The sequence below is a fragment of the Wenyingzhuangia sp. IMCC45533 genome (assembly GCF_054111225.1).
The window spans coordinates 1,832,822-1,845,480 of sequence record NZ_CM134197.1 but is presented as its reverse complement, the minus strand read 5'-3'; the positions used below and the strand labels follow the sequence as shown (position 1 = coordinate 1,845,480).

Here is a 12,659-nt window from a genome sequence, read left to right as displayed (position 1 = left end):
AATTTTATTTAAGCCTTTCTTTTTTATTTTTTTTACGAGGAAAACAAAACAGATATTTTAACGTTAAAGATGTTTATTTACCAAATCAGAATTGTTACATCGAAACATTTCTAGTAGCTTTGATTTATATGAGGTTTCTAAATCTTTTTAGTTTTTTTACTTGCTTGTTTTTGTGCATCATTATATGTTCTTCACAAGAAAAAAAAGACATCTACATTATTAAGGATAGCTTAAACTATTCCTTTGCAACAAATAAAACTGATGATTTTGATGTCTTAAAAAAAGAATTGACCCTCAAAGGATATTTTTTTTACAACGTAAGGAGCTTCGAAAAAGATAGCATCAATCGTCATATCGTTGATCCTGGACAGGACACAAAGACTATTGCAATTAATAACAGTAGCGAAGAAATTGCTCTTGCAACAAAATCTAATGAGGAAAAAATTTATATTGAACCTAACTCCGTTGTCACCTTTTTAGAACAACTGACTGCCGAATTTGACAATGCGGGACAAAATTTTACTCAAGTAAAGTTCATCAATCAAAAACTAATCAATGATACACTGTTTTGCGATCTGAGTATTCATCAATCTAAAAAAAGATATGTTGACAAAGTTGTGGTTAAAGGTTATACCAAATTCTCCAAACGTTTTAAGAAAAGATACATTTACTCAAAAAAAGTTTTTAGTAAGGAGTTGCTAAAAGAAACAGAAAACAAAATCAACCAATTGAGTTTTGTGAAAAACAAACAGAAGCCAGCTGTACTATTCACCAAAGATTCTACGCATTTGTACTTATACCTAGATAGAGTAAAAGCCAACAAATTGGATGCACTTATTGGTTTTAGCAATCAGGAAGGAGAAAGCAGAATTCAATTCAATGGTTATGTTGATATTTCTCTCACAAATGTGCTTCACAAAGGGGAAACGTTTGCTTTTAAATGGAACAATTCTGGCCAAGATCAACAAGAAATAGGTTTATCCATTAACAATCCTTACATTTTTGGTAGTCCTTTAAATGTAAAGTTTGATTTGAACATTTTTAGACAAGACAGTTCTTTTGTAAATACCAAACAACTTATCAATATAAGCTACAAGCCTCACTACAAACACAACATAGGTGTGTACTACCAAAAAGAACAATCTACTTCTATTGATGATATTACCCAACAATATGATAAAGATATCGTAGGACTGCATTATCTCTTTAAAGAGGTTAACAATTGGAGAATTCCCAAATCTAAAGTAGAATTGACTTTAGGTTACGGTAATAGAAAAACTGAAATTACAAGCAAGCAACAAATTATAGAGTCTGACCTTATCTATAATTTTGAGTTAAACACCAACAACCACATTTATACTCAAAACAGAAATGCTTATTTGAGATCGCCCAATAAAACGATTAACGAATTGTATAGAGTAGGTGGAGCCACCAGCATGAGAGGTTTTTTGGAACAAAGTATTATTAGTGATCTTTACAATTACACCAATATTGAATACCGATATTTTAACAACCCTATTAGTTACTTGTATGCTTTTAGTGACATTGGTTATTTTAAGAATTTAAGTGACGAAAGCAACTTACTGAGCTTTGGTTTGGGCTACACGCTGGGTACTCCCTCTGGCCTCTTAAAAATTAGTTATGCAGTTGGAAAAAGCCAAGAAACTAACTTTAATTTAAGTAACGGATTGTTTCACATCAACTTTGTGACCATCTTCTAGCTTTTAACTACATTTGCAGCATGGAAAAACAAACTTCAAAAATTTTTGGTATTAGAGCCATTATAGAAGCTATAAACGCTGGTAATTCAATCGATAAAGTTTTTTTACAAAAGGACGTAAACGGACCTTTAATGATTGAGCTAAAACAGCTAATTAAAGAAAATAATATAACCTCTAGCATTGTTCCTGTGGAGAAATTGGACAGAATGTCTAGAGATAATAACCATCAGGGAGCTGGTGCTTTAATTGCTCCTGTTCCTTTTTACGATTTAGATGCTTTAATTACATCCACTATAGAAAAAGGAGAAACTCCTCTTTTTGTGTTGCTCGATCAAATTTCTGATGTAAGAAACTTTGGGGCTATTATTCGTACTGCAGAATGTACAGGTGTGCATGGAATTATTATTCCTAAAACAGGTAATGCACCTATCAATGGAGAAACTGTTAAAACCTCTGCAGGTGCTGCCTTTAACGTTCCTGTGTGTAAAGTAGACCACATTAAAGATGCTATTTTTATGTTACAAGCTGCTGATATAAAAATAGTTTGCGCTACCGAAAAAACAGACGATACTATTTTTGATATCGACTTTAACCAACCTACGGCAATTGTCATGGGGTCCGAAGATAGAGGTATCAACCCATCTATTCTTAAAATTGCAGATACTAAGGCAAAGCTTCCATTATTAGGAAAAATAGGTTCTCTAAATGTATCTGTTGCTTGTGGTGCTTTTTTATACGAAACCGTGAGACAAAGAAGATAAATAACCTTAGATCTGTCTCACAATACAATATCGATACATTATGATTATCTAAGCCAGGTATCGATTACTCAAACAAACGAATCAACAACTCATATGAACATTAGAGAAGAGTTAGAACAACGAAGCGGAAATCAATGTGAACTTTGTAGTTCTACGAATCCTCTTGAAGAGATTAGATTAAAACCAAGTTTAAACGATACTTTAGATACCAATATTTTAGTTTGTGATGTTTGTAAGAGTCAAATAAATCATTCAGAAAACATGGACACCAACCATTGGAGATGTTTGAACGATGCTATGTGGAGTGAGCACAAAGCAGTACAAATTACTGCGTGGAGAATGTTACATCGATTGAAGGGAGAAGGTTGGCCTCAAGACCTACTAGATATGATGTATTTAGAGGAAACCGATTTGCGTTTTGCTGAAGCCACAGGAGATCATTTAAATGATGATGAAAAAATAATCCACAAAGATTGCAATGGTGCTATACTCGAAGCTGGCGATATGGTAACCATGACCAAAGACAAAGTGGTAAAAGGTACGGGTAGTTTTACGATTAAAAGAGGTACTCCCATCAGAAATATTTCTTTGGTTCATGATAATAAAGACCAAATAGAAGGAAGGGTGAATGGGTCTAGCATTGTGATTTTAACAAAATATGTTAAAAAATCGGGAGCCGACCAGCAGTCTTAATAACCGTTAGTAAAATGCCCATTTCCCGAGAATATTTTAAGCAGCAAATTGCAAGCGTCACTACTCCGCTACCAGGTAGCGTTCCAATGCCTACAGAATATAAGTTATCCGTAAAAAAGAAATACGAAGGATACCCTATTATCGATTTTTTTTTAGAAGTAGTCCCTCGATCAACTAGAGATATTTGGGTCACTAAAATTAAAAATCAAACCTTGCTTGTTAACGGAAAACCTGCAAAAGAAAATACGCTTTTAAAAGCAGGCTATGTTACACAGCATACTTCTTCTCCAAAAACAGAACCAGCTGTGGCGACTAAAATCGACCTACTTTTTTGTGACGATGATATCCTAATCATCAACAAACCTGCTCCATTACCTATGCATCCGAGCGGAAGGTTTAACAGAAACTCTTTAACAGAAATTTTAAAACTAGCTTTTCCTAACGAAGATTTTAAAATTATACATAGACTAGATGCCAACACTACAGGCATTGTTGTATTGGGTAGAAATAAAGAAATTGTGCATCAAATTGGAGAACAATTTGAAAGTAAGCAAACTCAAAAAAAATACTTGGCACTGGTAGAAGGAATTCCTGCCGAGAATTATTTTAACACTAACAGCAAAATAAGTACCGAGAAAACTGCTGGAGGAGGAAGAACCTCCTCTTTAACAGGTGTTGATGCGTTTACGGAATTTAAAGTTTTAAAACGCAATACTCGCACAAATCAAACCTTATTAGAGGTGACTCCGCACACAGGCAGAACGAATCAAATTAGACTTCACTTAGCCCAATTAGGACATCCTATTATTGGAGATAAGGGATATAAAAACCCCGATTACTTTAAAAACAATCCCTTAACCTACCCGACAGATTCTTTATTTTTACATGCTTGGAAACTAAGTTTTAAATTTCGAAAACAGAACTTTAAGATTAATACCGACATTCCAAAAAAGTTTCAAAACAACTTCTAGATTGATTACAATCAACCGTTTAGACATTGACTTTCAGCACTCCATCTTATAATTTTATTTGACATTTAATTCACTTTAAAATTGTTTATACCATGGAGCTGAATCTTGAATCAATAGACGTTGTTAATCACATTAGTAAAAAAGAGTTTGTAGAAAATTACTATAAAAAACAAAAACCTGTTGTGGTTAAAGGATTTTCTAAACAATGGCCTGCGTACAGTAAATGGAATCTAGATTACATAAAAAGTGTGGCAGGTAATAAATCTGTTCCTTTGTATGATGACAGACCTACTGATGCTTCTAGAAAATTTAACAGCCCGCATGCTTACATGAAAATGAATAAGTATATTGATTTGATTAAAAGAAAGCCGACTAAATATCGAATTTTTCTGTGGAATATTTTAAAAGAAATACCTGGTTTACGAGAGGATTTTAATTATCCTGACCTTGGCGTTAACTTTTTAAAAAGTCTTCCTACACTTTTTTTTGGCGGATACAATTCCTATACTTTTATGCACTATGACATAGATTTGGCTAATATTTTTCACTTTCATTTTGAAGGTAAAAAGGAATGTATTTTGTTTGACCAAAAGCAATCTAAATACATGTACAAAGTTCCAAACTCTCTAATTGCGCATCGAGGAATTGATTTTTCTAATCCTGATCTTGACAAGTGGCCTGCGTTAAAAAATGCAAAAGGATACATTGCCAACTTAGAACATGGAGATATGTTGTACATTCCTGAAGGATATTGGCATCACATGAAATACATTACTCCGGGCTTTTCTATGAGCTTACGAAGTTTAGCTACACATCCAAAAAATTTAGCACACGCGCTTTATAATTTTGCTGTGATGATACCTTTAGAAAACATCATGAGAAAAACTTTGGGTGAAAAATGGATGGGTTGGAAAAATAAAAAGGCAAAAGAAGATACTAACGAATATATAGATAACATCGCTGTGTAGTCAAATTCAGAAGCTATATCAACAAGCATCAATCATTTAAGAGTAACAAAACCCTTAACTTACAGTATAAATACTGTTACTGGTTTTGTTACTCTTTTTTTACAGTTATTATCAATATCAAATCACTCGCCCAATCATTAAAAGTTTTACTCATAACAACGTTTATAAAATAAAGTATAGGCTTAATATGTATGTACTCCAATAGTTTATTATCGTACTATCTGTAAAAAGCTTAATTTACTAACGACTAAAAATTCAAATACAAAAAGAAAAATGAACGACATTATATTATATGGTGCAGATTGGTGCCCAGATTGCAAAAGAGCTAAAGACTATTTAAATAACAACAACGTAAAATACGACTTTATTGATGTTGATTTAAACAAAGAAGCTACACAAAAAGTTGAAGAAATTAACAATGGTAAAAGAATTATTCCAACCGTTATTATTAACAAAAAGCCTTACACCAATCCTGATAACGCTACCCTAGCCAATGTCTTAGGAATTAATAATAAAGAACAACTTACCCTCTTTGGTGCAGATTGGTGTCCTGATTGTAAAAGAGCCAAATCATACTTAAAAGACAATGGTGTTAACTTTCAGTTTATTGATGTAGATAAACACGATTGGGCCACAGAAAAAGTTGAGGAGATTAATGAAGGTAAAAGAATTATTCCTACCATCATTTTAAACGACAAACCCTACACCAACCCCAACAACGCAAAACTAAAAGAGCTACTAGATATTGATGATAATAAAGAACATAAAGTTTATGACAGTATTATTATTGGCGGAGGTGCAGCAGGTTTAACCACCGCAATTTATGCACAAAGAGATAGGTTTGACACTTTGATTTTAGAAAAGAAGAACATTGGAGGTAACGCATTTTTAACACAAAAAATTGAAAACTACCCTGGGTTTAACGAAATATCTGGACCCAAATTAATGGAGCGTATGGAAGATCAGGCAAAAACATACGGTGCAGAGATTAGAACAGGGGAAGAAGTTTCAGACATTACTAAAAAAGGAAACTTGTTTGAGTTAACCACCATTATGGGAACTTACTTAACAAAAACAGTAGTGTTATCCACAGGTTCGACATATAGAAAATTAGGAATTCCAAACGAAAACGATTTGATAGGTTCTGGAGTACATTTTTGTGCTACTTGCGATGGTTCTTTTTATAGAGACAAAGAAGTGATTGTTGTTGGAGGCGGAAATTCTGCTTTAGAGGAGGGAATATTTTTAGCTGGATTCTGTAAAAAAGTAATCATCATCAATCGTTCTCCAGAATTTAAAGCTTCCAAAACCTACGTAGAAAAATTAGATACTATTGACAATATTGAAGTTTATACAGACCATACTCCTATTGAATTTATTAAAAATGAAGAGGAATTGTTTAAAGGGATTAAAGTAGAAAACAATGATAGCGAAGAGCAAAAAGAAATTATTGCTGATGGAGCTTTTATATTTATTGGGTTAATTCCAAACACCAAAAACTTTAAAGGTTTGGTAGATTTAAATGACAAAGGTTTTGTGACTACCAAAAATTTAGCAGAAACCTCTAAAGAAGGAATATTTGCTGCCGGAGATTGTAGAGAAGGTGCTATTGCTCAAGTTGCAGCCGCTACAGGAGAGGGAGTTTTAGCTAGTTATGGTATTAAGAGTTTTTTGAAATAACGTAAACACACCAAATATTAAACAGGACTTATCTAATTAAGAGAAGTCCTGTTTTTTTTATACACTCGTATATATTGCGGTATTATATTTAGTGGAATAATTATCTATTTTTTTTTGCGCTGTTTCTTTTTAGATTGGAACGCTCTAGAAATATTAAAGCCCAAATGCACATCTCCTTTAAAAAAATTATCCGTGCTTTCTGTGATAAAACTTTTTTCTATCATGGTGATTGAGTTCGATAAAATAATTTGGAACACATGTCCTCCCGTTTCAATATCAACCCCAAAAGCAATAGAATCTGTTGCATCAATAGATGTTGATGGATTTAAATTATGATGATACTCAAAATTTAACGAGGTTCTTTTTGTGAGTTTTATTCTACCTCCAGTACCTATCGCAAAAATATCGTGAGGATCACTACTCACCAACACCGAATTTTTATGAATATAGGAAGGTGTCAATTGCAAAGAAAAATTAGAGCTAAATTTTCTTGCAATCAACAACTGAGAAACATACGTTAGTTTTTGATTAAAACTCAGTTCTTTTCCTGGTTCAAAGTCTTTAATACTTCTATAAGCAACACTCCCAAAAACGGATAAAGAAATAGGCATTCCTCTTTTTCCAACTTCTTGTTTTAGCAATTTATACTTAGCAAAACCATCAAATGTTTTTTCGTAGCTACTCCTCCCCAACCCAATCATTAAACGATCAGTAATTCCTCTTTCTAAAGCAAAACGAATATTGGACTGGTCTAGGCCGTATAATTCATCAAAACCTAAATTTACCCTCCCAAAACGGTGAGAAATCACAAATTCTAAAATTCCTTTTTTTCTATTTTCTATGGAATGTCCATTTAAAATTCTAGTACCCTTAAACGTAGCTGCAACATATGCTTTTGTTGTAGGGCTTTCCTTTTCCAAAATTTCTAACAACGCAAAAGCATCACCTGAGTCATCGTTTTTTAATTGTAAAGTCTTTTCTACAGGTTCGTTTTTTAGCACCTCCAACAATTCCTTAACGGATTGATCTTCTTTTTTCTTTTGAACACTGTATTTTACAGGCTCCTCTTCCATAAAAATATCCGACAAGCTCAATACCGTATCTTTTTTAGACTTAGGAGCTTCTTTTTCTAAAAGATCTACCAGATCATCTTGCGCATGGGCGTTAGATATAGTTATAGCGAACAAAATGAGTAGAATTGTATACTTTTTCATTTTTCTACTTTTTATAAGGTTTGTGATTTAGTTCAAAAGAAACTAAGACTGTTTTCGCAATGTTATTGGTAACTGCCGAGGGGATATCTATTTGATAATCTGCAATGGTCAACGGAAACTCCCCTTTTAACTCAACTCCCTCGTCAAATTTTATTAGAACCGCATTTACTTCTACCTGTTGTGTTACTCCATGCATGGTCATTTTCCCCTGAACCGTTACTTCATGTTCTCCGTTTTCAAGATCTTTTGCATTGGGCAACAACCCTTTAAAAATGGCTTTCGGATATGTATCCGATTCCACATAATTTTCGTTGAAGTGCTCTTGCATTAGCGCTTTCTCAAAATAAAAGGACTTCATTAATATTGAAATGGCAATGGTACCAGTATTGCTATCTAAAACACTTAACACTTGATTGTTTTCTGCTTTGATATCTTCTACAGGTGTACTTGAAAAAAAAGATACTTGACCTTGTTTGGTTAAATATTTGCTTTGTGCCTTAGCTGCAATTGTTGTGAACAAAAGGCTGAGTATGATATATGTATATTTCATGATATGTTTTATTGATGGTTAAAAATGTCTTTTACTTAAAGTAGATGTTATCCATAGCTTGTTAAAGTGCTTTTTTTGCACTACCTAATTGGCAATACTGATAACTATTTAAGGTAAGGTTTGTAAATAGACTCAAAAGAAACCTCTACCGTTTTAGCAATATTATTGCTTACCACGGTTGGGATATGAATATCAAAATCTGAAACTAATAACGGAAAGACTCCTTTTATCATAAGATTCCCTTTCCACTCTGCAAGAGTCGCTGCAATCTCAATATCTTTTGTAACTCCGTGGATGGTAATTTTACCAATAATGTAAACCTCTTTTGCTCCTGAATTAATTGGTGAGTAGTCTTCTATTTTTCCTCTAAAAATAGCTTTGGGGTATTTGTCTGATTCCACAAAGTTTTCATTAAAATGCTCTTGCATTAGTGATTTTTCGAACATAAAAGATTTCATTAAAATAGCAATCGCTACACTCCCATCTTTCGTATCTATAACACTTAACACCTGATTATTATCTGCTTTGATGTCTTCTATCATTGTACTAGAAAAAAAAGACACATATCCTTGTTTGGTCAAATACTTCCCTTGCGCATTGGATACTAAAGCCATCAAGAAAAAGCCAAAGATTAAATAAGTTGTTTTCATAGTTTTTGTTTTAGTTGTTGATGACACATCGTACCAATACCACATCCATTAAATATCCTGTGCAAACTCCTTTAATAGTTACCTTAGAACCTTCTTGTAATGTGGCAAATTTTTGATTTTCGGTTTCTGACAAATAGCACATTACATTTCCTATGGCTGCTTGGGCAGATAGTGTTACAATTCCTTTATTTTTGTGTTCGGATTTTTCTAAAATAGTTCCAGTAACTTCCACAATCTGCTCTAAATATTTTGTGTTTGCCAGCGTTTCGTTAGTTTCAAAATCATTCAAAACAATATCCGATGTAGCAATAACAGTTGCTTCTGTTTCTTCTATATTTTTATGTGGCTTGTGGTACATTTTAAGTCCTACTATTAAGATCACAACAGAAACCGATAAAATTATTAGAACTATTATTTTCGTTTTTTTCATCATTCTCTTTTTTTAATTGTTTTGGGCTCCATTGTCAATCCAGCAACGTATCAAAGCTATTTCGTCGTCCGATAGTGAACCGTTTAAAGGCATTCTCCTACTCACCACCTGTCTTCTTATATTACTAGCGTTACGATTAATACTGCTGAAACTCGTTAAAACCGGAAATTGAGTTCTATGACATGGCAAACAATTATTATCTATGATGGGTTTAATACTTGTAGCAAATGAGGTATTGGGATTGCAATTAACATCTTGTTCAATAACAGCAAAATCATTCTCTTGTACATGATTCTCACAAGCAATACTCAAAAAAAGTACAAGTAAAAGAACACCTATATTTCTATTTTTAAAAATTAATGGCATGGATCTATTTTTATAAAGAGAGACTATGTATAGTCTCTCTTTTGTTATATCATTAATAGTCATAATCTTCGTTACCAGCCTCATCATTATTTGTTTGAGTAGATGTTGGACCAACAGCAGCAGCAGTTGTGGCAGCTACCGTATTAGTATTAACAATTGGCCATACTCCGCTAACTCCTTTTGCATCTCCTCTTTCTGTATCGCTTCCAAAATAATACAAAGGCCAACCTTTGTAGGTTATTTGGCTACGTCCATGAACCGTAATTTTTCCAAAATCACTTTTATCGAAAACACTTGGAACCTCATCTAAGTCCAATGAAATAATTGGCCATGTAGCGTTGTTAGAAAAGTCTTGCCTAGTATAGTTGTTGGTGTCTTTTTTATCGTTGGCAAACAAGTAAATAGTTCTACCTGTAGCACTAGTCATATAAAATGTTAGTTCATCTGAACCCGATAATTTTGCTTGACCATACATTACTGAGTAATTAGGCTTAGCTACAAACCAATTATTCCCCACCTTATCTCCTTTGGTGTCCCCTGCAACATCATCACTAGCAAAATAATACAAAGGCCAGCCCTTATAAGTGGTTTGCTTATCGCCATCTGTTCTTGTAATTGTTCCAAAATCTGATACATTTAAACCTTCATCTAATTTTAGGTCGTTTGTATAAAAAACAGGCCAAGCTGCTTTACAACCGTTAGTGCATTCAGAAATTTCTTTAGTATCCTTAGAGAAGAAATAAAGAGACATTCCTTTATCGTCTGTTAATATACTCCCGTGCGTAGTATTGCTTGCTAACTTAACAGTGCTTTGTTCATTGTCTTGCCCTGATCCGCTATCAACTTGATCTGTATTTGTCTCCGTAGCCGTTTCAATATTTGAATCGTCATTGCTACAACTAACTAATAATGTGATTGAAGTGAATAATAATAAAACTGATTTTTTCATTTTTTTGTTTTTATAAGATTATGGTGCAAATATCTATCAGCAAGCATCTTACAAACGAAACAACCTTAGTCAAGGGGAAAAAAAGAAGTTAAAAAGGAAAAAAAAGGATTAAATAAATCGTACACTTTCTGATGATTTCAATCGTGTATATGAATTCTAAAGAAAAAAGATCGCATCCTTAAGATAACCAACAGTATATGGGCTGTTTTAAAACACAAAAACAAATAAGTTTTTACTTTATAATTTTTAGACCTGTAAAACGGTTAAGCCTTTAAGCGAAGAAAAGATTTTAGCAAACAAGGTGTGTTGCTCAACCAAACTACAAATCGTTTATCATTATATAGCTATAATTGGATAAATAACTAAGGTTTTTATTTGAGTGAGCTAGATTTATATATTAAACATTCTGTAAGAATTACACAATATCAGTTACGTGGTTGTTCCAAATTTATATCCACACAAAAAAGCTCTTTTTATATATTTAGCCATTGCCTAAACTCTGAGGCTTTGTTTTTGCTAATGATAATTTCTACATCAGCATCATCTACAACAATTTTAAGCTGGCTATTTCCGTACTTAATAATTTTTTTGATGGAAGTTATACTAATAATAAACTGCCTATTGGCTCTAAAAAAAAGTAACGTATTCAAGGTAGCATATAAATCATCCAAACTAGCGTTGGTTGTAGATTTTTTACCTTGTGAGGACACCACATAAGTTATGGTGTTTTCCGTATATATATAAGCAATGTTATCAATATCAATAGGAACTAATTCGTTTCTAATATGGGTTAGAATTCTTTTTTTACTAACGTCATTTACCAATTCTGATTTATTTACAACCTCTTTTTCTTGAACAACTTTTTGCTGGTAATTCACCAAATCTGCATTTAGCTTAGATAAGTTGATTAACTCACTTTCTAAGCTACTATTTTTTTGCTCTAATTGTTTTTCATAATAACTACCAATCATTCTAACTGCAAAAAAAGATGACAGAATAAAAAATGTTCCCATCAATAAAAAAATGGTGAAAAAACTTTGCCTTAACTTACTTACTTCCATACCCAAGGCATCCAAATCTAAATAGGCAGCAACTATTAAATCTGAATTAGTTACAGGTGAAATATGAATAATTTCAGAATCTGTTACTTTTCTTTTTTGTTTGTGTTTTATCAGCAAGTCATATAAGTGGTCCGAACTGTCCTCTTCTTTTAAGGAGTTTAGCAATGATTGGTTAGAATTTACTTTTTGACCAATTTGAGTAATATCGGGGTGACAAACTTGTTTTCCAGACCAATCGAAAACACTCACAAACGAAGACTGATTTTTGCCCTGCTCTAAAGTTTTTTGTACCGCTTGAGATACCTTTTCTTTTTCTATACCTGATTCTAATTGAAAGTAAATTAGTTTGGAGATTTCCTGACATTCTCTCTTACTAGACTCTAATTGCAACTCTATAAGTTGATTGGCACTCACCTTAACGAAATACTTGATGCTTATAGATGCTATTAGTAAAAAAATAACAGAAATAGAAACAAAGGTTAAAAAGTATAATTTATCTTTTCTCATGTAGAGATGCGTTGTTTTTAAGTTCTAACTATTAATAAACATCTAATGTAATATTTTTTTTAAGAGGTGTTTTTATAAATTCAGCTATGTTTTATTCCTTTTTAAGCTATTTTTTTCCTTTTCACACTTTTTTAATTC

The 12,659-nt window shown here is 32.8% G+C and carries 13 protein-coding genes; 6 read left to right on the top strand and 7 right to left on the bottom strand.

What is annotated here, in order from left to right:
• The first annotated feature begins 170 nt into the window (after positions 1–170).
• From ACXGQW_RS08115 to ACXGQW_RS08090, 6 genes are all read left to right on the top strand, one after another.
• Entirely contained in the window at positions 171–1,721 is a 1,551-nt protein-coding gene (locus ACXGQW_RS08115) for a hypothetical protein (RefSeq protein WP_457821810.1), read from the top strand.
• A 20-nt stretch (positions 1,722–1,741) separates the two neighbouring features.
• A complete protein-coding gene (gene rlmB / locus ACXGQW_RS08110; protein WP_457821808.1) occupies positions 1,742–2,482 on the top strand; it encodes a 23S rRNA (guanosine(2251)-2'-O)-methyltransferase RlmB in 741 nt (246 codons plus the stop codon).
• 93 nt (positions 2,483–2,575) lie between these two features.
• Positions 2,576–3,175, top strand: a complete 600-nt coding sequence (locus tag ACXGQW_RS08105) for a PhnA domain-containing protein (RefSeq protein WP_457821807.1) — start codon at positions 2,576–2,578, stop codon at positions 3,173–3,175.
• Positions 3,176–3,189: 14 nt separating this feature from the next.
• Positions 3,190–4,146, top strand: coding sequence for an RluA family pseudouridine synthase (locus ACXGQW_RS08100; protein WP_457821805.1), 957 nt, complete (start codon positions 3,190–3,192; stop codon positions 4,144–4,146).
• Between the two features lie 92 nt (positions 4,147–4,238).
• A complete protein-coding gene (locus ACXGQW_RS08095; RefSeq protein WP_457821804.1) occupies positions 4,239–5,114 on the top strand; it encodes a cupin-like domain-containing protein in 876 nt (291 codons plus the stop codon).
• A 273-nt stretch (positions 5,115–5,387) separates the two neighbouring features.
• A complete protein-coding gene (locus ACXGQW_RS08090) occupies positions 5,388–6,794 on the top strand; it encodes an FAD-dependent oxidoreductase (RefSeq protein WP_457821802.1) in 1,407 nt (468 codons plus the stop codon).
• Positions 6,795–6,898: 104 nt separating this feature from the next.
• Here ACXGQW_RS08090 and ACXGQW_RS08085 read toward each other — a convergent pair whose 3' ends face one another.
• The 7 genes from ACXGQW_RS08085 to ACXGQW_RS08055 form a co-directional block, all read right to left on the bottom strand.
• Entirely contained in the window at positions 6,899–8,008 is a 1,110-nt protein-coding gene (locus ACXGQW_RS08085) for a DUF5777 family beta-barrel protein (RefSeq protein ID WP_457821800.1), read from the bottom strand.
• A gap of 4 nt (positions 8,009–8,012) precedes the next feature.
• Positions 8,013–8,558: a YceI family protein gene (locus ACXGQW_RS08080; protein ID WP_457821798.1), complete on the bottom strand. Its 546-nt coding sequence runs from the start codon at positions 8,556–8,558 to the stop codon at positions 8,013–8,015.
• Between the two features lie 104 nt (positions 8,559–8,662).
• Complete coding sequence (locus ACXGQW_RS08075) at positions 8,663–9,208, bottom strand: YceI family protein (protein WP_457821796.1); 546 nt, start codon at positions 9,206–9,208, stop codon at positions 8,663–8,665.
• 10 nt (positions 9,209–9,218) lie between these two features.
• Complete coding sequence (locus ACXGQW_RS08070; RefSeq protein WP_457821795.1) at positions 9,219–9,638, bottom strand: OB-fold protein; 420 nt, start codon at positions 9,636–9,638, stop codon at positions 9,219–9,221.
• Positions 9,639–9,650: 12 nt separating this feature from the next.
• Entirely contained in the window at positions 9,651–10,004 is a 354-nt protein-coding gene (locus ACXGQW_RS08065; protein ID WP_457821793.1) for a c-type cytochrome, read from the bottom strand.
• A gap of 52 nt (positions 10,005–10,056) precedes the next feature.
• Positions 10,057–10,953, bottom strand: coding sequence for a COG4315 family predicted lipoprotein (locus ACXGQW_RS08060; RefSeq protein WP_457821791.1), 897 nt, complete (start codon positions 10,951–10,953; stop codon positions 10,057–10,059).
• 473 nt (positions 10,954–11,426) lie between these two features.
• Positions 11,427–12,521: a LytTR family transcriptional regulator DNA-binding domain-containing protein gene (locus tag ACXGQW_RS08055; RefSeq protein ID WP_457821789.1), complete on the bottom strand. Its 1,095-nt coding sequence runs from the start codon at positions 12,519–12,521 to the stop codon at positions 11,427–11,429.
• Between the last annotated feature and the right edge of the window lie 138 nt (positions 12,522–12,659).